Annotated in this window: 19 protein-coding genes, 1 tRNA gene and 1 pseudogene; 5 read left to right on the forward strand and 16 right to left on the reverse strand. The window is 64.3% G+C overall.

The window, feature by feature from the left end:
- Positions 1-6: 6 nt before the first annotated feature.
- Positions 7-1,347 (forward strand): GTPase HflX, encoded by a 1,341-nt coding sequence (gene hflX / locus AC4D6D_RS09290; protein ID WP_491325047.1) that lies wholly within the window; start codon positions 7-9, stop codon positions 1,345-1,347.
- On the opposite strand, the gene mazG is transcribed toward hflX, so the two are convergent.
- From mazG to AC4D6D_RS09340, 10 genes are all read right to left on the reverse strand, one after another.
- Positions 1,324-2,112, reverse strand: a complete 789-nt coding sequence (gene mazG, locus AC4D6D_RS09295; RefSeq protein WP_491325048.1) for a nucleoside triphosphate pyrophosphohydrolase — start codon at positions 2,110-2,112, stop codon at positions 1,324-1,326. The two genes, hflX and mazG, sit on opposite strands and share 24 nt — an antisense overlap.
- A gap of 51 nt (positions 2,113-2,163) precedes the next feature.
- Positions 2,164-2,349 (reverse strand): hypothetical protein, encoded by a 186-nt coding sequence (locus AC4D6D_RS09300; protein WP_147220587.1) that lies wholly within the window; start codon positions 2,347-2,349, stop codon positions 2,164-2,166.
- Positions 2,346-3,125 carry an MBL fold metallo-hydrolase gene (locus AC4D6D_RS09305; protein WP_147220588.1) on the reverse strand — a complete coding sequence of 260 codons (780 nt, stop codon included), beginning with the start codon at positions 3,123-3,125 and terminating at the stop codon, positions 2,346-2,348. The genes AC4D6D_RS09300 and AC4D6D_RS09305 overlap by 4 nt, the downstream gene beginning before the upstream one ends.
- Positions 3,122-3,898: a TatD family hydrolase gene (locus AC4D6D_RS09310; RefSeq protein WP_491325049.1), complete on the reverse strand. Its 777-nt coding sequence runs from the start codon at positions 3,896-3,898 to the stop codon at positions 3,122-3,124. The genes AC4D6D_RS09305 and AC4D6D_RS09310 overlap by 4 nt, the downstream gene beginning before the upstream one ends.
- Positions 3,898-5,457 (reverse strand): methionine--tRNA ligase, encoded by a 1,560-nt coding sequence (gene metG / locus AC4D6D_RS09315; protein WP_491325050.1) that lies wholly within the window; start codon positions 5,455-5,457, stop codon positions 3,898-3,900. The genes AC4D6D_RS09310 and metG overlap by 1 nt, the downstream gene beginning before the upstream one ends.
- Positions 5,458-5,485: 28 nt before the next feature.
- Complete coding sequence (locus tag AC4D6D_RS09320; protein ID WP_491325051.1) at positions 5,486-6,460, reverse strand: DNA polymerase III delta subunit-related protein; 975 nt, start codon at positions 6,458-6,460, stop codon at positions 5,486-5,488.
- Positions 6,457-7,086, reverse strand: coding sequence for a dTMP kinase (gene tmk / locus AC4D6D_RS09325; RefSeq protein WP_491325052.1), 630 nt, complete (start codon positions 7,084-7,086; stop codon positions 6,457-6,459). The genes AC4D6D_RS09320 and tmk overlap by 4 nt, the downstream gene beginning before the upstream one ends.
- Positions 7,083-8,243, reverse strand: a complete 1,161-nt coding sequence (locus AC4D6D_RS09330) for a D-alanyl-D-alanine carboxypeptidase family protein (RefSeq protein WP_491325053.1) — start codon at positions 8,241-8,243, stop codon at positions 7,083-7,085. The genes tmk and AC4D6D_RS09330 overlap by 4 nt, the downstream gene beginning before the upstream one ends.
- A gap of 73 nt (positions 8,244-8,316) precedes the next feature.
- The gene (locus AC4D6D_RS09335) at positions 8,317-9,270 is read right to left on the reverse strand and encodes an SPOR domain-containing protein (protein WP_491325054.1); all 954 of its coding nucleotides are present in this window, start codon (positions 9,268-9,270) and stop codon (positions 8,317-8,319) included.
- Entirely contained in the window at positions 9,254-10,318 is a 1,065-nt protein-coding gene (locus tag AC4D6D_RS09340) for a lytic murein transglycosylase (RefSeq protein ID WP_491325055.1), read from the reverse strand. Before AC4D6D_RS09340 ends, AC4D6D_RS09335 begins: the two co-directional genes overlap by 17 nt.
- Positions 10,319-10,471: 153 nt before the next feature.
- Here AC4D6D_RS09340 and AC4D6D_RS09345 point away from each other — a divergent pair.
- A tRNA-Ser gene (locus AC4D6D_RS09345) sits at positions 10,472-10,561 on the forward strand.
- Between the two features lie 393 nt (positions 10,562-10,954).
- Here AC4D6D_RS09345 and AC4D6D_RS09350 read toward each other — a convergent pair.
- Entirely contained in the window at positions 10,955-11,644 is a 690-nt protein-coding gene (locus AC4D6D_RS09350) for an aldehyde dehydrogenase family protein (RefSeq protein ID WP_491327229.1), read from the reverse strand.
- Here AC4D6D_RS09350 and AC4D6D_RS09355 point away from each other — a divergent pair.
- From AC4D6D_RS09355 to AC4D6D_RS09365, 3 genes and pseudogenes are all read left to right on the forward strand, one after another.
- Positions 11,526-12,068 (forward strand): annotated as a pseudogene (locus AC4D6D_RS09355) (aldehyde dehydrogenase family protein); the annotation flags it as partial. The gene AC4D6D_RS09350 and the pseudogene AC4D6D_RS09355 sit on opposite strands and share 119 nt — an antisense overlap.
- Before the next feature lie 94 nt (positions 12,069-12,162).
- Positions 12,163-12,861: an aldehyde dehydrogenase family protein gene (locus AC4D6D_RS09360; protein WP_491325056.1), complete on the forward strand. Its 699-nt coding sequence runs from the start codon at positions 12,163-12,165 to the stop codon at positions 12,859-12,861.
- 132 nt (positions 12,862-12,993) lie between these two features.
- Positions 12,994-14,094 carry an NAD(P)-dependent alcohol dehydrogenase gene (locus AC4D6D_RS09365; protein WP_491325057.1) on the forward strand — a complete coding sequence of 367 codons (1,101 nt, stop codon included), beginning with the start codon at positions 12,994-12,996 and terminating at the stop codon, positions 14,092-14,094.
- A 36-nt stretch (positions 14,095-14,130) separates the two neighbouring features.
- Here the strand turns inward: AC4D6D_RS09365 and AC4D6D_RS09370 are convergent, their stop codons facing one another.
- From AC4D6D_RS09370 to AC4D6D_RS09390, 5 genes are all read right to left on the reverse strand, one after another.
- A complete protein-coding gene (locus AC4D6D_RS09370; protein WP_491325058.1) occupies positions 14,131-14,832 on the reverse strand; it encodes a MerR family transcriptional regulator in 702 nt (233 codons plus the stop codon).
- Entirely contained in the window at positions 14,819-16,072 is a 1,254-nt protein-coding gene (locus AC4D6D_RS09375) for a Bcr/CflA family efflux MFS transporter (RefSeq protein WP_491325059.1), read from the reverse strand. The genes AC4D6D_RS09370 and AC4D6D_RS09375 overlap by 14 nt, the downstream gene beginning before the upstream one ends.
- A complete protein-coding gene (locus AC4D6D_RS09380; RefSeq protein ID WP_491325060.1) occupies positions 16,072-17,118 on the reverse strand; it encodes a Rieske 2Fe-2S domain-containing protein in 1,047 nt (348 codons plus the stop codon). Before AC4D6D_RS09380 ends, AC4D6D_RS09375 begins: the two co-directional genes overlap by 1 nt.
- A 140-nt stretch (positions 17,119-17,258) precedes the next feature.
- Positions 17,259-18,038: an SDR family NAD(P)-dependent oxidoreductase gene (locus AC4D6D_RS09385; protein ID WP_491325061.1), complete on the reverse strand. Its 780-nt coding sequence runs from the start codon at positions 18,036-18,038 to the stop codon at positions 17,259-17,261.
- A 72-nt stretch (positions 18,039-18,110) separates the two neighbouring features.
- Positions 18,111-20,339: a TonB-dependent receptor gene (locus AC4D6D_RS09390; RefSeq protein WP_491325062.1), complete on the reverse strand. Its 2,229-nt coding sequence runs from the start codon at positions 20,337-20,339 to the stop codon at positions 18,111-18,113.
- Positions 20,340-20,622: the final 283 nt, after the last annotated feature.

Below are 20,622 nucleotides of genomic sequence, written 5' to 3' on the forward strand. Positions count from 1 at the left end.
ACTGATTTGAACGACGAACTCAAGGGCGAGGTCACGCGCGGTGCGCGTGCCCTCGTCGTCTATCCGCAAATGCGCGGCAGAGGCGACCTCGATACCGGGGCACGCCTCGAAGAGGCGAAGGGCCTCGCACTGGCGATCGGACTTGTCGTGGCGGAAGCCATGGCCATTCCCATCCGCGAACCCCGAGCCGGTACGCTTTTCGGCGAAGGCCAGATCCAGAACATCTCGGTCGCCTGCACGCTGAACGAGGCGGAGTTGATCATTGTCGACGGTTCGCTGTCGGCGATCCAGCAGCGCAATCTCGAAGAAAAGCTTAAGCGCAAGGTAATCGATCGCACCGGCCTGATCCTCGAAATCTTCGGCGAGCGCGCGGCGACCGCCGAAGGCCGTCTTCAGGTCGAACTCGCCCACCTGGACTATCAAGCCGGTCGTCTGGTGCGCAGTTGGACCCACCTCGAACGTCAGCGCGGCGGCTTCGGCTTCCTGGGCGGTCCCGGTGAAACGCAGATCGAGGCGGACCGCCGCATGATCCGCGATCGCATGGGCAAGATCCGGCGCGAGTTGGAACAAGTCCGCCGCACGCGGGGCCTCCACCGGGACCGCCGCGAGAAGGCGCCTTGGCCGATCGTGGCCCTGGTTGGCTATACCAACGCCGGAAAATCTACGCTTTTCAATTATCTGACCGGCGCAGAAGTCATGGCAGAGGATTTGCTGTTCGCAACCCTCGACCCGACCATGCGGGCGATCCGTCTACCGGCGGTTGAAAAGGCGATCCTGTCCGATACCGTAGGTTTCATTTCCGATCTTCCGACCCAGCTCGTCGCCGCTTTCCGCGCGACGCTGGAAGAAGTGAACGCTGCGGATGTGATCCTCCACGTTCGTGACATCCACAATCCTGACACGGAATCGCAGAAACGTCAGGTTCTGGAAGTTCTGGCTGACCTTGGGGTGATCGCTGGCGAAGGGGATCACGATGATGGGGAGGGCGCTGTGCCTTCGATCCCGATCATCGAGGTCTGGAACAAGTGGGATCTGCTGACCCCGACGCAGGCCGCCGACTTGCGCGACGTCATGGCGCAGCGTCCCGATGAAGTGATCGTGCCGGTTTCCGCACGGACCGGGATGGGCTGCGATTTCCTGCTCGAAACGGTCGGCGCCACGCTGACCTCCGATGCGAAAGTCTATACTTTCGTCATTCCCGCTGCCGATGGACAGCGCATCGCGTTCCTGCATGCGCGCGGCGAAGTTCTGTCGGAAGAAGATGCGGGCGAGGGGGATGAAGGCCCGCTGCTGCGTCTTCAGGTCCGACTGGCCGAGCGCGAATTAGGCCGTTTCAGCGCGCTCTGACGCTTTCACTTCCTGCCAATAGGCCTCCTGCTCGTCGAGCGGGAGGCCGTCGAACGGTTTGCCGTCCCGGTGCGCGGAGGCTTCCATGGCGCGGAATCGGCGTTCGAACTTGGCATTGGCGGCGCGCAGGGCATCCTCGGGCGCGATGCCGTTAAGGCGCACGAGGTTCACCGCCGCGAACAGCAGGTCTCCGGCCTCTTCCAGCTTTTCGGCATCGGACGCTTCGGCGAGTTCGTCCATTTCCTCGCGCACCTTGTCGGCGGCACCGCTGGGATCGGGCCAGTCGAAGCCGACGCGAGCGGCGCGTTTCTGGAGCTTTTCGGCACGCATCAGGGCGGGCAGAGAGATCGCGACTCCATCAATGGCGCTGGTTTCGCCCTTGGCGCTGCGTTCGCTGGCTTTGATTTTTTCCCAGCGCTCGGCCTGGGGGCTTCCGGTTGTGTCGTCGCCGAAGATGTGGGGGTGGCGGGTTTCCAGCTTGTTCGAAATGGCATCGGCGACATCACCGAATGCGAAGTGGCCGTCTTCCTCGGCCATGCGGGCATGGAAGACGACCTGGAGCAGCAGGTCGCCGAGTTCGTCACGCAGCGCCGCAAGATCCTCGCGCGCGATGGCATCGGCGACTTCGTAGGCTTCCTCGATCGTGTAAGGCGCGATCGTCGCGAAGTTTTGCGCAAGATCCCATTCGCAGCCCGAAACCGGGTCACGAAGACGTGCCATGATGGACAGGAGGCGGTCGAGTTGCTGGTGACAAGGTTCGTTCATATGGGTTGATAATGTATCTTATGTTAAATCATGGATGGCGAGAGGGGGCGATCATTGCCGGATCTGGAAGCCGCTAACCTGGATAACCAGCACCAGACCGACGATGATCGCGGCCCAGATCAGCGCCAGTTTGAGCTTGGTGCCCATCGGTGTGGATCGGAACCGAGAACCGCTGGTGACGAGAATGAGCGAACCGATCACGGAGATGACGGCGACGATCATTCCTGTCTGGCTCATGGTTCGATTACCATCCCGTCGAATGCGACCCGGACGTTCTCGGGCACTTCGCCGCTGAGTGTCGCATAATCCATGCTCTTGTCGAGATGCGTCAGCACGGCCTGGCCGACGCGGCAGACCTCGGTGATCTCCAGCGCCATGCCGAGGTGCGCGTGTGTCGGATGCGGTTCGCGGCGCAGGCAGTCCACTACCAGCAGATCGGCGCCGTAGCACAAGTCGATCATGCCTCGAGTAATCTCACTGAAGTCCGTCATGTAACAGACTGATTTACCGTCACAATCGAATCGGAATGCGGTTGATTCCGTCGGTCCGTGCGGCATCTGCACATGGTCGACCCGGAAGCCTTCGCAGAGCCGTAAGGTGTCGAGATTGTCGAGCGAGATCAACGTCGGATAGCCGAATTGCCCGGCGAAGACGTAGCCGAAGCGCTGGCGAAGGCGCCGCACCGTTTCCGAATTCGCAAAGCCGGGTATCGGCCCGGCGCGACCGTAGCGTAGCGGCCGAAGATCGTCGATGCCGTGGCAATGGTCGGCGTGATCGTGGGTCCAGAACACCGCGTCGATCCGGTGGATGTCGTTCGCCAGAAGCTGGGCGCGCAAGTCGGTCGAGGTATCGACGAGAATGCGGCTGCCGGCATTGCTTTCCAGCATGATCGAAACGCGGGAGCGGCGGTTTTTCGGCTCGCCCGGATCGCAAAGGCCCCAGTCCGCTCCGAATTCGCCGCCCAGGCGCGGCACGCCGGTGGAAGTGCCGCTACCGAGAATGGTGACCTTCACGCGGCGGCTTTCTTGAAAAGATTGAAGAAGTTGCGGGTTGTCGTCTCACCGAGTTGCTCGATGGAAACGCCGCGCAACTGGGCTACGAACTTTGCCGTATCGGCGGTGTAGGCGGGTTCGCAGCGCTTGCCGCGATGCGGCACCGGGGCAAGGAACGGCGAATCCGTTTCCACCAGGATGCGATCTTCCGGAATTGTCGGAACTACGTCCTGCAAGTCCTTGGCGTTCTTGAAAGTCACAATGCCGGAAATCGAGATCGAGAGGCCGAGATCGAGAACTTTCCGGCCGAAATCGGCGCTGGCGGTGAAGCAATGGATCAGCGCCGGGAAGGCGCCCTTCCCCGTCTCGTTCTCAAGGATACGGAACGTATCGTCCTCGGCATCGCGCGTGTGGATGATGAGCGGCAGGCCGGTTTCGCGCGCGACGGTGATGTGCGTGCGGAACAGGGCCTGCTGAACCTCCCGGTCCGACTTGTCGTAATAGTAGTCGAGTCCGGTTTCGCCGATGCCGATGACTTTGGGATGGCGGGTCGCTTCGAGCAGCGCCGCTTCGCCGAGATCGGCGTGCTGGTCTGCCTCATGAGGGTGAATGCCGACCGAGGCCCAGACGTCGGGATGACGGGCGGCCGTGCCGACCACCCTCTCCCACTCGCTGCGCCGCGTCGAGATGTTCAGGAATCCGCGAATGCCTGCCGCGCGGGCGCGGTCGAGGACGCCGTTCTGGTCCTCAACAAGCCCTTCGTATTCGAGGTGGCAATGCGAATCGATGAACATCAGGCGCCAGCCTCTTGCGGGAGTTCGAGGCGGGGGAACACGCCCACGGGCTTGTCCACCTTGAAGCCGGTGGCGACGAGCGCTGCGAACCAGTCCTTGTCCGCCAGCGCGGCATAGTCGCGCGCCTCGGCAGCAAGGCCCATCTGGTCGAGCAGTTTGTCGATCGAGGTCGGCACGACCGGGCGTACGGCAATGGCCAGATCGCGCACGACGCGGAACAGCATCATCAGCACGGCTTCCATGCGTTCCGGATCGGACTTGCGCAGCGCCCAGGGGGCCTGCTCGTCGACGTATTGGTTGCAGGCGAAGACAGCGCGCATCCAGGCCTCCAGGCCTTCGCTGAACGAGAGTTCGTCGAAGCTCTTGCGCAGGCCCGCGATGCCATCGGCGACGGCGGCAAGCAGAGCGGCGTCGGCTTCGGTCTCCGGAAGTACCGCCTTAACAAGGCCGTCCATGTTCTTGAAAATCATGGAAAGGCTTCGCTGCGCAAGATTGCCGAAGCTGTTCGCCAGTTCTGCGTTGGCGCGGGTGACGATTGCTTCGGCGGACCACGAGCCGTCCTGTCCGAAGGCCACTTCGCGCAGGAAGAAATAGCGCAGGGTATCGACGCCGAAGGTCTCGGCGAGGCCGATCGGGTCGGTCACGTTGCCGAGCGACTTCGATTCCTTCTGTCCGCGATTGAGCAGGAAGCCGTGGCCGAAGACCTGCTTGGGTACTGCGAGACCGGCGCTCATCAGGAAGGCGGGCCAATAGACGGTGTGGAAGCGAACGATATCCTTGCCGATCAGGTGGACGTCGGCAGGCCAGAACTTCGCGAAATCGCCGGTTTCTTCGGGGAAGCCGAGGCCGGTGATGTAGTTCGTCAGGGCGTCGACCCAGACGTACATCACGTGGTTTTCGCTACCCGGGACCTTGATCCCCCAGTCGAAGCTGGTGCGCGAGACCGAGAGGTCGCGCAGCCCGCCTTCGACGAAGCGCAGGATTTCGTTCTTGCGGGTCTCGGGACGGATGAAGTCGGCCCGATTATAGAGTTCGATCAGCTTGTCCTGATACTTGGACAGGCGGAAGAACCACGATTCCTCGACGGTCCATTCGACCGGGGTGCCCTGCGGAGACAGCTTTTCGCCATTCTCTCCGGCAACGAGTTCACCCTCGTCGTAATAGGCCTCGTCGCGGACCGAGTACCAGCCCTCGTAGCGGTCGAGATAGAGGTCGCCATTGGCTTCCATCCGGCGCCAGAGTTCCTGCGTCGCGGCATGGTGGCGCGGCTCGGTGGTGCGGATGAAAACATCGTAACCGATGTTCAGAGCGTCGCACATGTCCTTGAAGTGAGCGGACATTTCTGTGGCAAGCTGCGCGGGCGTGATACCGAGGTCGCGCGCTTTCTGGGCCATCTTCAGCCCGTGTTCGTCGGTTCCGGTCTGAAAGCGGACATCGAAGCCTTCCGCCTTCTTGAAGCGGGCAATGACGTCGGCGGCGATCGCTTCGTAAGCATGGCCGATGTGCGGCTTGCCGTTGGGGTAGCTGATCGCGGTGGTGATGTAATAGGGCTCGCCCATGCGGCGTCGCGCTTTCTTTTCAAGAGTGTTAGCGAACCGCCTCTCTAGGCATCGCCGTCGATGCCAGCAACCCGCCAATTTCCATAATCAGGAGCCCGGCGTCGAAATTGTAGGTCGGCGCTTGGGTGGACAGCTTCGTCAGCGTGCCGTGTGCTTCGATCAGCCGGATCTGGCGCGCGGGAGACGCGTGCGGCAGTTCGTTGGCGAGCGCGGTGCGGGCCAGTTCCAGCGTGGCCAGTTGCCGGTCTCTCGCCGGGCGAGCACCCATTTCCTCGGCCAGACTGCCGCGCAAGTGGTATTCGGCGTCGCCCTCGCGCAGGATCTGCATCATCAGTCGGTGGATTGCGCCGAGGTCGTGTTCCACGAAGTTCAGCGCCACGCCGGGTGAGCCGTGCGCGGCGGCAATGGCGGCCCGGCGCGTCTCGGCATCGGATTGCGGCAGGTCGCGGCGGATGACTTCGTCGAGTTCGTGTTCGTCCAATGCGGCGAAACGAAGGATGCGGCAGCGCGAGCGGATGGTCGGCAGCAGGCGTCCGGGCTGGTGGGCGAGCAGCAGGAAGTAGGTTCCCGCAGGTGGTTCCTCCAGCGCCTTGAGCAAGGCGTTGACCGCACTCTTCTCCATGTCGTCGGCCGGATCGATAATGATCGCGCGGCGATCGCCCATGGTAGGCTTGGTCACGAGGCGGCGGATCATCTCGCGGACCTGGTCGACCGAGATGTTGCGCTTGGTCTGATAGGGCTTGCCCTCGGCCTTCTTCTTCGCCTCGTCGTCGTTGGCGGGAAGATGTTCGAGGATGTGGATGTCCGGGTGCATTTCCGGATCGGGGCGCGAATCTCCCGGTGTTCGCACGAGCTGCGCGGCGGCCGTGCGCGCGAAAGCCGCCTTGCCGAGGCCCTTGCTTCCGGCCAGCAGCCACGCATGATGCATGCGTTCGGAATCGATCGCCGACAGCCATTCGTTCCAGGCGGCGCGCTGGCCGATGAACGGCAGGTCTTCGCTCATCGGATGTCGTCCAGCGCCATCAGAATTCGCGAGCAGGTTTCTTCCGGGGTGCCGTCCCCGTCGATGCGGACGAAACGCTCGGGTTCGGCATCCGCGAAGCGGGCAAAGGCCTGCGCGACGCGGTCGTGATAGGCGGCCTCGCGCCCGCCGATCAGGTCGGTGCCGTCGACGTCGCGCAAAGCGAGGCGCCTCGCCGCGACTTCGGGGGAGACTTCGATCAGCACTGTCACGTCCGGAAGCATGCCGAGACTGCCGATCCCGTGGAGCGTGCGGATGTCTTCATCCGAAAGCCCGCCGCCGCCGCCCTGATAGGCGCGGCTCGAATCGAGGAAGCGGTCGCAGATCACCCAGGCGCCGCGTTCCAGCGCGGGCCGGATCAGTCTTTCGACATGGTCCGAGCGGGCAGCGGCGAACAGCAGCGCTTCGGCGCGGGCCCCCCAGCCTTCTCCGCCGACACCATCCAGCACGAGCGCGCGGATCGCCTCGGCCCCGGCAGTGCCGCCCGGCTCGCGCGTGGTCACAACTTCGATGCCCTGCGCGCGCAAGGCTTCTGCGAGCAGGCGCAACTGGGTGGACTTGCCAGCCCCTTCCCCGCCTTCCAGCGCAATGAATCGTCCCCGGATCATGAGAAGAAGCTGATAAGCCCGTTCATCATTCTGTCCAGCGGTCCAGCGATGCCGACGTCCTTGCCAGCGTAAAGCGGGATATGGCCGGGGGCGAGGCCCTCGACCTTGATCTCCAGCTCGCCGACCTGATCGCCCTTGCGGATCGGCGCGACCAGCGGTCCCTTGTAGTGGACCGCCAGCGAGACTTTCTCGTGCCCGCCCTTGGGCAATGTGGCATGGACTTCGCGGTCGGCCACGAGCGGCACTTCGCGGGCATCGCCGCCCTGTACTTTCGCCTGGGCGACGGGCTGTCCCTGATCGAAGAGATGGCGCGCTTCCCAGGCCGAGAAGCCCCATTCGAGGAGTGCCTTGGCGGCATCGTCGCGGACCTTGGGCAGCGGCGATGCCGCCAGCATCATGACCAGACGGCGCCCTCCGCGTTCGGCGGTGCCGAGGAAGTTGTAGCCCGCCTCGCGGGTATAGCCCGTCTTGATGCCGTCCGCTCCGGGGATCACACCGACCGTGGGATCGTGGCTGCGCATGGCGACATCGCGCCACATGTAGTGCTTCACGCCCGAGAATTCATGGTAGAGCTGCGGGTGGCGGGTGATCATGGCATCGGCCAGCCTGACCATGTCGCTGGCGGTGATATAGGTGTGGCCGTCATCCATCCAGCCATTGGGCGTGTTGTAGTGGCTGCCGGTCATGCCGATCCGGTGCGCGGCGGCATTCATCATTGCAGTCCAGGCGGGGACGCTCCCTGCATAGCCCTCGGCAAGGACTACGGCCCCGTCGTTGGACGAGGCGGTCATGACGCCGTGAAGGAGGTCGCGGACGGTAGGATGATCCTTTTCCGTCAGATACATGGACGTACCTTTTGCGAACCATTCCCGTGCCGTTTCCGGGCGGACGGACATGCGGCGGTCGAGGCTGAGGCGGCCCGCGTCGATCTCCTCGAAGGCGACGAAGGCGGTCATGACCTTGGTAACAGAGGCAGGCAGGAATGGCACGTCCGGGCGGCGCTGTACGAGCACCTGTCCGGAGCCGATATCGACCAGGATGCTGACCGGCACCGGCGCGAGTTGCGGCGGCGGCGCGGGAATCGCGGCACTGGCGGCGCTGGACAGGCTGGTGGCGACGACACTCGCCGGAGCGGCGAGCAGGAGGGCAAACTTCACTAGGGATTTCAAGACGCGACTTCTCCCCGCGCGTCCAGATTGGACGCGGTGGCCTGCGCGAAACGACCCGACATCAATCCGCGCGCTGGATTCGTGCGTCGCTATACCCTGCCGCCCTGGCCTTCTCCAGCGCTGCGGCGGCTTGTGCACGGTTTGCGAAAGGACCCATCTGGACGCGCCAGAACTTGCCTGCCCGGGTTACATCTGCGCTGACCTGCTTTGCCGCCCTGCGAGCATTGGTCTCGACGGAAAAAGTGCCCACCTGCACGACTTCGCCGCTTTTCGTCACTGGTGCGCGCGTGGGAGGCTTAGGCTTTGCGATCTCGGCCGCTTCAGGCCTTGCCGAAGTTTTTGCTGCGGCAACCTGAGGCGCGGCCGCGGTCGGTTTCCGGGGCGCCGATCTCGTTGCGGGAACGAGGGGCGCCGCCGCCGGAACGGGTGCGGCTTGCGCGAGCGGCCCTTTCGGCATCGTCGGCGGTGTGGAAGGCGGCGGCAGAAGCGGCGATTGCTCGGCAAGCTTGCGGCGCAGGACCTTGAGCAGGCCTTCCGGCGTCTCCATCCGCTCGGGGGCCTTGCCGCCGGAACGGAGCTCGGCTCGTTCGACTTCGGGAGGATTGACGCGGCGAACGCGCACGGGAGCATGGCTGCCCGGCGCCAGACCAAGCTGCGTGGCGGCATCTGCCGAGAGCTCTACCAGCGCGTCATTGACCATCGGCCCGCGCCGTTCGACCCGGATGAGGATCGTGCGGCCGCTGTCGAGCGCGGTTACTTCGACGTAGCTGGGCAGAGGCAGGGTCTTGTGCCCGCCGCTGGTTCCGGCCCCCTCCCCGACGACGGCATGCCCTACCGCGTCGTAGCTGAGCTGGTCCGTCGGCGTCCAGATGACGCTGCCGATAGTGAACGGCTCTCCCACTACCACGGGATAGTCTGCTGCCGATCCCGTCGCTGTTGCTGCCTGCGCCGTCGCAACCTGAGCGACAAGGAACAGTGCTGCCAGAGGCAGGCAATGGTTAACGGGCAATCTCATCTGCAAGCAATCCCACGGACAATGCGTAGTAGTTCGAGCAGTTGTACTGGAGGATCACCCGATAATTACCGGTTAACAGATAGGCGGGAGTCCCCGGCCCGTCGGGCTGGAACAGCGAGGCCAGCACGTCGCCGCCGATGGCACTCTGCGGCGTCACGCCCAGCGCGCGCCATTCGGATACGGACTTCCACTGGCCGTGGCGGGCATGGACCCGGTCGCATGTCGGTGCGGCCAGCTTGGATGCATAGGTATTGGCGTCGAAGCCCGCAGGCAGCGAGACGCGCACCCCCCAGGGCTGGCCCGGACGCCAACCGGAATCGCGGAAGTAGTTGGCGATCGAGGCAATGGTATCCGCCGGGCTGGTGAAGATATCGCGCGTGCCGTTGCCGTCGCCGTCCACCGCGAGGCGCAGATAGACGCTCGGCAGGAACTGTGGGTAACCGAAGGCCCCTGCCCAGCTTCCTTTCAACCGGGAGGTCGGCACGCCTTGGTCCACCATCTTGAGCAGCGCGATCAATTCGCCTTCGAACAGGCCGCGGCGGCGCCCTTCCCAGGCAAGCGTCGCGAGCGAGCGGGCGAGATCGAAATCGCCGACATAGCTGCCGTAGTTCGTCTCGTGCCCCCAGATCGCGAAGAGCACCGGTGCAGGAACGCCATAGCGCCGCTCGATCGCGGGAATGATGCCGGAAAGCTCGGCATAGCGCGAGCGGCCCCGCGCGATGATGCTCGGGCCGACGTGCTGCGCGATATAGGGACCGACCGGGGGAGGTGTTGTCGCGCGGCTCGGCTGGGCCGAATCTAGTTCGACAACCCTTTGATTCGGCGTCAGTCCCGTCAGCACCCGCGAGATCGTCGCCTCGCTGACACCTTCCCGGCGCGCGCGTGCACCAACCGTTTGCAGATAGCTCTCGAAGCTCTGCGCGGGAACGGCCTGACTGCCGATATTCTGCACGACCGGCTGCGCATCCGATGAGACCATCGGCACGGCGGCAAGGGCGGTGGCAAATAGCGGAAAGCGCAAGGAACGAAGCTTCGAAGCAAAAGTCATCACTTGCAAATCTGGCACAATGCCGCGCTCTTGAAAATGGTCGCCGTGCATCGTCCGTGGACAGTCACCGCAAGCGGGCGGCCGTCTGTCCCAATCAGACTTTGCAGGCGGGGCTTGCAAGCGGCTGCGATTTCTCTATTCGCAGGGGCCAACGGACAGGTGGCCGAGTGGTTTAAGGCAGCGGTCTTGAAAACCGCCGTGGGTGTAAGCTCACCGTGGGTTCGAATCCCACCCTGTCCGCCAAGTGCTTTTCCCAGGATATCCCGAAGAGTCTTGGAAGTGTCTGATTTTAGACGATTTTTATGCTATCACTGGTCTCACTTAGACCTGCTTTGTTCCACTCTCGCCCACGGTAGAGTGGGGTACAAAGCGGGGTATCGTACTTACGGACAAGCAGTGCAGAACGCCAAGCCGCGAGAGAAGGCTTAGAAGCTTTGGGATTCGGGCGGGCTGTTCCTTCATGTTACGAAAGCCGGCCTCAAATCCTGACGCATGAAGTTCAAGTTCGAGGGCAAGGAGAAGCTCCTGACTTTTGGAGTCTACCCGGACGTGAGCTCATTCAGGCCCGGGATAAGCGAATAAGGACCGAGGGAAAGCTTGGTGCATACACATTTTCCTTGGCTAAATCGTGAGGGTTCAGGAATCCAGCAAGACCGTCACTGTCTTGCTCTCCGTATAGTGAAGAACGCCCTCTTCACCGACCTCTCGGCCCCATCCTGACTCCTTCACGCCACCAAACGGCGCGGAAGGGTCGTTCATGCCGTGCGTATTGACCCAAACGACGCCTGCCTGGAGCCTGCGGGCCGTCAGATGGGCGCGGGAAATGTCGCGCGTCCAGATATTGGCGGCAAGGCCGTAACGCGTGTCGTTCGCGGCCCGCACCACTTCCTCGACATCGTCGAACGGCGTGGCGACGAGCACCGGGCCGAAGATTTCCTCGCGCACGATGCTGGCATCCGGGTCGGGATTGGCAAAGATCGTCGGTTCCACGAAATAGCCTTCCCGGCCACCCGTGTTGCCGCCGAAAACCAGCTCCGCACCGGCCCGTTTCCCCTGTTCGATGTAGTCCAGAACCCGGCTCTGCTGCCCGCGCGAGACGAGCGGACCGATCCGCCATGGCGAACCCGGCCACGAGGTGGATCTGCCGGACACGCGGATGCTGATCGGCGGCGCGCGCTGCGAAGCGGAAAGCGGTGAGCGGATCGATGTGGAAGACCCTGCCACCGGCAAGGTCTTCGCCAGCGTACCGGCGGGCAGCGCGGCCGATGTGGACCGTGCTGTCGCGCGGGCGCGCAAGGCATTCGAAAGCGCCGAATGGTCGCGCATGCGCCCGCTCGATCGGGGCCGCATCATCGAGGCGATCGCCCGCAAGGTGGAGGAGCACGCCCACGAACTGGCGCTACTGGAAAGCTACGACAACGGCAAGACCTACCATCACGCGCTGGCGGTGGACGTACCTTCGGCTGTCGACATCTTCCGCTACATGGCCGGCTGGGCCTCGAAGATCGGGGGACAGGTCAATCCGTTTTCGGGCGACGGACGGCAGTACCATTCCTATACCGTTCGCGAGCCGATCGGCGTCGTCGGCCAGATCGTGCCGTGGAACTATCCGCTGGCGATGGCGGCATGGAAGATCGCGCCTGCGCTTGCCGCCGGCTGTACGATCGTCCTGAAGCCGTCCGAAGTGACTCCGTTGACGGCGCTGCGACTTGCCGAACTGGCGCTGGAAGCGGGTCTGCCGGACGGTGTGCTCAATGTCGTGACCGGCTACGGCCACGAAGCGGGGCAGGCGCTGGTCGAGCATCCCGGTATCGACAAAGATCGCCTTCACCGGATCGACGCGCGTGGGCAAGCAGATCGTCCAGACCGCCGCTCGGGACCTGAAGCGCGTCACGCTGGAACTGGGCGGCAAGTCGCCCTCGCTGGTCTTTGCCGATGCCGACCTCGACGCGGCGGCCGTGGGGGCTGCGCTGGCGGTGTTCTTCAATTCCGGACAGGTCTGCCTCGCAGCCTCGCGCCTCTATGTCGAGCGCTCGGTGTTCGACCGCGTGGTCGAAGGGGTGGCCAAGGCGGCGGCGGGCTTCAAGCTGGGCCATGGCCGCGATCCGGATGCCATGCTCCCCGTCCATGTAGGTCAGCGAGGAGATGATCTTCGTCGATCCGCCGTTGATCGAACGGGTGAACTCGTCCGAGGCGCGGTCGTTCAGCACCGGGTTGAAATCGGAATTTCGGAACAGCTTCGCATTGCGTTCCGCCTCGCGAATATCCGCGTGCTTGGTCACGATCCAGATCGGATCGAAGCCCGGAACATGCGCCTTGGCCAGCGGCATGTTCTCGCGCAGCCAGCGAAATGTGCCGTAGATCAATTCGTCGTCGGTATAGGATTTCGGCGAGATCACAATGCGTGCGATATCGTCAGGAATGACGGGGCAGCTCTCGGTATCGAGCGAAACGGTCATGGGCTCTCCCTTGGGCGGTTGGCTCCGCCGCAAATTGCGTGTTACAGACACGTAACTATGGACAGGCTCCGAGGTCAATCGTAGATATAGGTCCGACCATTCGAGGGATAAAATGGCAGGAATGGCCGTTTTCCGGTGCTCACGAGACCGATCGGACAAAGGACCATCCCGCTAATCGAATGGCGAGGCAAAGATCGAATAGGAGAGAGATGCGCCATGGAAATACGTGCAGCAGTGGTTCGCCGCCCGGGCGAGGCCTTCGCCGTGGAGACGCTGACGCTTTCGGGCCTGCGGCCCGACGAAGTGCGCGTGAAGATCGTCGCGACGGGCCTGTGCCACACCGACCTCGTCGTGCGCGACCAGATCCTGCCGGTGCCGCTACCCGCCGTTCTGGGGCATGAGGGTGCCGGTATCGTGGAGGCGGTCGGGGCGGACGTGACGACGCTGCAAGTGGGCGACAGCGTGATCCTCGGCTTCGCCGCCTGTCGGGGATGTCCGCAGTGCGACGCCGGGGAACCCGCCTATTGCAGAGACTTCGCCGCGCTGAACTTCGGCGGGCGCCGGATGGATGGCAGCACCTGCATTCACGACGGCGACCACGATGTCAGCAGCCATTTCTTCGGGCAATCCTCGTTCGCCACCCATGCCATCGCTGCCGCACGCAATCTGGTGAAAGTGCCAAAGGAAGCGCCGCTGGCGCTGCTCGGCCCGCTCGGCTGCGGGATCATGACCGGGGCCGGTGCGGTGCTCAACGCCCTCGAGGTCAAGGCGGGAGAAAGCCTGCTGGTGACGGGCGCGGGTCCGGTGGGCCTGAGCGGGGTCATGGCTGCCGCCTCGGCCGGGGCGCGCGTGATCATCGTCTCCGACCCGCTGGCTTCACGGCGCGAAATGGCGCTCGACCTTGGCGCGACCCATGCCCTCGATCCCGCCGGGGAACCGCTGGCCGAACAGGTCCGCGCCATCCTGCCGCCGGGGGCAGACGCCATGCTCGACACCTCGGGCGTGCCGGGGGTGATCGAGGATGGTCTCGGCGCCATGGCCGTGCTGGGGCGCCTTGCCATGGTCGGCGTGCCGCGCAGCGCGGACGCGGCAATCTCGCTCAACCTCCTGCACATGCTCTCGCTCGGCCTGAAGGTCTGCGGTGTCACCGAAGGCAATGCGGACCCGCAGGAATTCCTGCCCCGCCTGATCGAACTCCATGCCGCCGGGCACTTCCCGTTCGACCGGATGATCCGCACTTATCCGCTCGACCGGATCAACGAGGCCGTTGCGGACCAGCACGCGGGTCGCTGCGTCAAGGCGGTCCTGACGATGTAAACCCATGGGCCGGACAACCTCGGGGGCTGTCCGGCCTCAGCCCTCTGTGTGGCCCCTGATCGCGTCAAAGTGGCGGAAGAACGCGCGCTGGCGCAGGACGCCGAAGAAATCGAGCATCAACGGCAGCGCCTGCTCGACGAGATCGGCCGCCTCGCCCACTTCCACCCGCCCGGTCACGCGTTCGAGGAAAGTCGTGGCTTCCCACTTGCCGACGAAGTCCGCCGCCTCGACGTAGAAGCCCAGCACTTCGGGGGTATAGTCCAGATGCGCGTCGAACCCGGCCTTGCGCATGTCCCCCCAGATGCGAACCATCTGCGCATCGGAAATGGTCAGCGCATCGCCGTCCGGCGTCTCGATGATCGTGAGCACCCCGATCCCGGCAAGTATGCGTGCGTCCTCGGCGGCAGAGGGATAGCTTTCGAGCAGCGAGGCGACCGGAACCGGCCCCTGGTCCTCGCCCGCGCGGTGCGCCACGAGTTGCTCCAACTGGTCCAGCGCGCTGGTGTCGACACGGGGCTGCTGGCCGCCGCCCTCCATCAGCGCCTTGATCTGCGGCAGGGTCAGGCGGCTTTCGTGCTGGAGCTTGCGGACCGTGGCTATCGCCTGGACGTGATCCTCGCGGTAGATCGCAACCGTGCGCTTGGGCCGATCGGGCTCGGGGATGACGCCGCTGCGCAAGTAGAGGCGGATGACCTCCCGGTGCACGCCGGTGCGTTGTTCTAGCTCACGCATCTTCATGGGCACGTCTAGAGCACGGCACGGGAGCCTTCGCAATGCGGCGCGCCCGGCCTGCGAAAAGGCACAGCGCGGCGATCTCGCAGCCGATCAGGATCGCGATGGCCGTCATCGCCCCGTCGCCGCCGACGCTTGCCCCTGCCGCCGCCAGCGCGCCGACGGCCATCTGGATCGCGCCATAGAGCCCCGAAGCCGAGCCGAAGGCGGCGGGATCGACGGACGTCGCCAACGCCAGCGCCGCCGGTCCGGCAAGACCGACGCCGCAGGTGAAGAGGAACATCAGGCCCGTCACGAGGATCGGGCTGGCAAGGCCCGAAAGAAATGCCGCCAGCAGCCCGAAGGCCACGCCCAGCGACAGCCGGCATCCCAAAGCCAGCATTCGGGCCGCCGCCCAGTGGTGGCTCAGCCGCGAGGCCATAAAGCTGCCGACCCAGGCTCCGGCCACCACCACGCCGAGATGCACGCCGCTGGCATCGGGCGTTAGTCCGAAGCGCTGCTGGTAGATGAGCGGCGCGGCGCTGAGAAAGGCGTACCAGCCGGTGGTGACGCAGCCACCGCCGATCGCATAGGCCGCGAAATGGCCCGATGTTACCAGCCGCGCATAGTTCCCCAGCACGCCCCGCGTCGTTGCCGCACGCGGCGTGCCGGTTTCCGGCAGGAGCGAGACGATCGCGGCGGTGTTGAGCGCGCCCGATAGCGCCAACAGGATCAGGATCGACTGCCATCCTGCATGCGTGACCAGAAAGCCGCCGATCATCGGCCCCAGCCCCGGCCCGACCAGAATCATCAGATTGAGCCTGGCGAGGCCGCCGGTCGAGCCCTGTTCCGTGCTCACGTCGCGCACGATGGTCCGGGCGATCACCATCCCCGCGCTGCCGCCCAGCGCCTGCGCGAACCGGCACACGTTGAAGAAGCTCGCCGAAAACGCCGTCGCCGCGATGAGGCTCGCCAGGGTGAAGACGGCGCTGCCGCCGATCAGGACCGGCCGCCGCCCGAAGCGGTCGGACAGTGGGCCATGCACCAGCTGCCCGAAGGCGAGGCCCCAGATGTAGAGGCTGATGCCGAGTTGCAGTTCGGCGTTGCGGGCTCCGAAAGCCTGTGCGGCAACCACGAGCGCGGGGGCGAAGATGTGAATGCCGAGCGTGCCGCTCAGCGTCATCGATCCGAGCAGCCAGATCGGCACCCTTGCACGGGTGCCGATCCCGGCCTCGCTCACGCTGGCCTCACCCAAACTGGCAGGCATTACTCGGCGGCGGCGAGTTCGCCCTGCTCCGCCTCGAACAGGTTGCTCAGGACGCGGCGGGCCTGGTTGACCGCGCCGTCGCTGGCGATGCCCACGAAGCCGCGATGCGGCTGGTCGTCGATGCGAAGCTGCTGCGCCTGAAGCGTTTCCTCGTCCTCGGTGATGGTATCGAAGAACTGGTCGAACAGCACCTCCGGCACGCCGCTTTCCTTCGAGGCGGTCGTGCAGATGGTCCAGAGATAGTGGCTGCTCTTGTCCGTCTCCGGTGTGATGAAGTGGTTGTTGGCAAGCATGAAACCGTTGTCGCGCTTGCCTTCGTAGGCCCCTGTCCCGACATCGCAGCCGCCGGCATTGACGCGGCAGGTCATGCCCACGCGCGGTTCGAAGCGCACTTCCTGCCAGCGGTCCACCCTTCCCTTGAAGCCGCCGGCGTCGATGTAGGAGCGCGGCGGGACGGAGTTGGGCATCTTGCGCAGCAGCGTGACCTTGTTGCCGTCGAACTCCACCTTGGTGTCGGCGCCGTAATGCTGTTCCGGATTGCCGCCGATGGTGCGCGCATGGATGTACGGGACGTGCGTCAGGTCCATGATGTTGTCGATGATGAGCTGCCAGTCGGCCTTCACATGGAAGTTGTAGGGACGCCAGGTCCAGGCCGGATCGTTGTGCTCGGGACTGTCGATCACGGTGGAGGGATCGGCCAGCGCCTCGTCGCCCATCCAGATCCAGATCAGGTGGTCCTTTTCGAGAACCGGGTAATGGCGCACATTGGCCGAGGGCGGGATGCGGGTCTGGTTGGGGATGCGCGTGCAGGCGCCCAGCCGGTTGAATTCGACGCCGTGGTAGCAGCAGCGGATCACGTCCCCTTCGACATGGCCCGCGCTCAGCGGCATGGCGCGGTGACTGCACCGGTCCTCCAGCGCCGCGATCTGGCCGTCCGACGTGCGGAAGAGGACGACCGGTTCATTCAGAAACCGCCGCGCCAGGGTCTTGCCGGGCTCGATCTCGGCGGCGAAGGCGGCGACGTACCAAGTGTTGCGAATGAACATGTAACTCTCCTTGTCCGGATCGGTCTTGCCGCCGTCCGGCTTGCTTTATGGATAGAGGCTATCCTCGCAGAAATCCCGCCTCCAATCGCAATTGAATAAAGCCATTGGAAAAGCGGGACGAGCACCGGCATGCCATGCGCTTACCGGAGGTAGAGTCCGCCGTTCATATCGAGCGTTGCCCCCACGAAGAACCCGCCGCGATCCGAGGCGACCAGCGCGACGGCGGCAGCGATTTCGCCCACTTCCATGAACCGGCCGACCGGCACTTCCGCCTCCACGCGCGCGATCTGTTCTTCCGAAAGGCGGCCCTTGGCAGTGTCGATCGGGCCGGGCGCAATGGCGTTCACGGTCACGCCGGTTCCGGCGAGATAACGCGCGAAATACTTCGAGAGCATGATCGCTCCGGCCTTCGAGGCGGCATAGTGCGGCGAGGCGACGGTGCCGCCGTTCTGGCCCGCCAGCGAGGTGACGTTGACGATACGGCCATAGCCGCTGGCTTTCATATGCTCGGAGAAGATCTGGCAGCTGAGGAACACGCTGCGCATATTGATGGCGACGATCTCGTCGAATTCTTCGGGGCTGATGTCCTGCGTCGGCGTGCGGCGCGCAAGGCCGGCATTGTTGACGACGATATCGACCCGCTCCCATGCCGCGACGATCCGGTCGCGCGCGGCGAGGAAGTCGTCCTTGCTGCGAACGTCGAGCGCGAGGGCCATGGCCGTCTCGCCCGAGGGATCGAGCGAGCGCGCCACCGCCTCGGCAGCGGCAAGGTCGATGTCGCTCACCGCCACCTTGCCCCCGCCAGCATGGATTTCCCGCGCGACCGCCTCTCCCACGCCGCGCGCCCCGCCGGTGACGAGCGCGGTACGCCCCGAAAAGGAGAAGCTGCCGTTGGCGGGAAGCTGGGTAGGCATAGTCATCTCGGATTCCTTGGTTCTTGAATTTCCATCGAAAAAGGCGGAGGAACGGCGTGCCGGTCCCCCGCCAGGCCGTCAGCGCCGAATGGAGAGAGTCACGCCGTAAGTGCGCGGCGTGTTGGTGAAGATCTTCCAATACGTCGTGCCGTTGCCCGGCCTCGCGAGGAACGCCGTGATGTCGTCGGCATTGACGATCTGGTAGTTGTTGGTGAGGTTCTTGCCCCAGATGCCCAGGGTCCAGCGGCCATCGGCGGACTCGTAGTTCAGGCGCGCGTTGAGCGTGCGGCCCCGCGTATCGTTGTAAAGGTTCTGGTAGAGACGCAGCGTGTTCGCATCGTCGGTCGAGATGCGCGCGGAGTAGTTGAAGTCCATCTGCGGCGTCAGGCTTGCCCCGTTGCCGAGCACCGCCTGATAGCTCGCACCGATGGTGAAGGCGTCGCGCGGCGCGAACTTCGCCGGATTGCCCGAATAATCGAGGCCGACCAGCGGATCTTCCAGCGAGGTATATGTGCCGATCAGGTGGGTATAGTTCCCGGTCAAGCGCAGTCCGTCCATCGGCCGCAGCACGGATTCGATTTCCCAGCCCTTCATCTTGAGCGTGCCGTTGTAGGTATGGGCGATGCCACCCGCGCCGGAGAAGTTCTGGAGGTCCTTGGTCTTCTGGCGGAACAGCGCGACATTGAAGTCCAGCATGTCGCCGAACAGGCGGGTCTTGGCGCCGATCTCGTAGTTTTCGGCATGTTCGGGCGCGAGCGGGATGGTGGGATCGCGATAGGCATTGTCCACGAAGCCGCCCGACTTGAAGCCCTTGGCGTACGTCGCGTAGAGGTTGACCTTGTCGAAGGGCTCGTACTTGATCGTGAAGCGCGGGGTGAAGGCGTTCCAGGTCTTGCCGCCCGAGGCGATCACTTCTCCGGGGAAGCCGAAGCCCGGAATGGCGCCGGCATCGGTGGTCGAGAACGCGTGATAGTCGATCTTCTTGCGATCGGACGTATAGCGCCCGCCCGCAACAAGAGAGAGCTGGTCGGTGACTTTGAGCGTCGCCTCGCCGAACACCGCGAGGCTGCGCACGTCGCCCTGCTGCACGCGGGTGATGTTGTTCACGTCGGGATTGCGGCGCACGCTGGCGGGAACGGCCGAGCCGGGCAGCGGGCTGTAGTTGAAGATGTTCGTGGTCGAGACGTCTGCCGAGAGGTAATAGGCGCCGACCACGTAGGACAGCACGCCCGGCGCCGAGGCGTAGCGCACTTCCTGCGTGAAGCTGCGGTTGCGCACCACCTGACGGCGGTCGAACACGGGCACTTCGGTGCCGACCGGCACGTCGTCGTTGGTCGCGCGGCTGTCGTTCATGCGGTAGCCGGTGATCGAGGTCAGCGTGCCGCCCAGCAGGTCGAGGTCGCCGCGCAGATAGCCGCCGCGCAGACGCTGGCGATAGGGCGAGGCCGCGTAGTCGTTGTTCACCCACTTGTCGTTGGTAAAGTCCCCGAAGGTATCCGGAACCACCTGATTGCCGCCGATCCCCAGCCCGATCGCGCCGCCATTGCCCTTGGTGTAGCTGTAGTCGCCCGAGAGCACGACCTTCAGCGTGTCGGTGGGCTGGAACAGCAACTTGCCGCGCATCGCATAGCCGTCCGTCTTGCCGTAGCTGCCCGACTGGTTGGGCGTGTCGATCTGGCCGTCCGAAGTCTCGGTGCTGAACGAGAAGCGCGCGGCGATCTTGTCTTCGACGAGCGTGGTGTTGACCATGCCTTCGCTGCGGAAGTAGCCCGCATTGCCGCCGGTGCCCTGGAGGAAATAGTCGTCCTTGAACTCTGGGTTCTTGCTGATCACGGCAATGGCGCCGCCCACGACGTTACGGCCGAACAACGTACCCTGCGGGCCGCGCAGCACTTCGACGCGCTCCACGTCGAAGAAGTTGGCGTTCAGGTCGTTGTTGAACACATAGTAGATGTCATCCATGAAATAGGCGACCGGAGTATCCAGCGTCGCCGTGCGGAACGTCGAGACGTTGCCGCGAATGGCGACGATCGACAGCGACTTGTCCGACGTGTTGACGGTGATTCCCGGCATCTGCTGCGTCAGCGCGGTGGGGCTGAAGACCTGATCGGTGCGAAGCTGTTCGCCGCCGAACGCAGCAATGGAGAAGGGAACCTCGCGCACGGTGGAAGCACGGCGCTGGGCGGTGACGATGATGTCCTGCGAATCGACGCTGGGGCGCGATGCGGCAGCAGGGCTGTCGTCCGCTTCGGCCGTTTCCGGCGCGGCGGTCTGCGCAAAAGCCGGTGCAATCGATATAGTCGACAAGGCGCAAACGGCCGCGGAAGTCATATACTTGAATGTCATGGATGGCATCTCCCCAAGGGCTTTATCGCGGCTTCCCTGCCGCCTTGAGACGGTGAGAAGCGGCAAACGCGATGCCTTGCAATAGTTTCATCCCGGTTTTCGAATGGTAAGACCATATTCCGATTGGGGTTGACGGAAATCTGCGGGTAGCTCGAATGGGCAAACGAGAACCGCCACCGCCTCACCGGAACCACAGGCTTCAGGAGGAGGGTCGAGGCGATCGAAGACGACCAAGGAAGAGCCT

This window comes from Novosphingobium sp. BF6 (assembly GCF_058273105.1).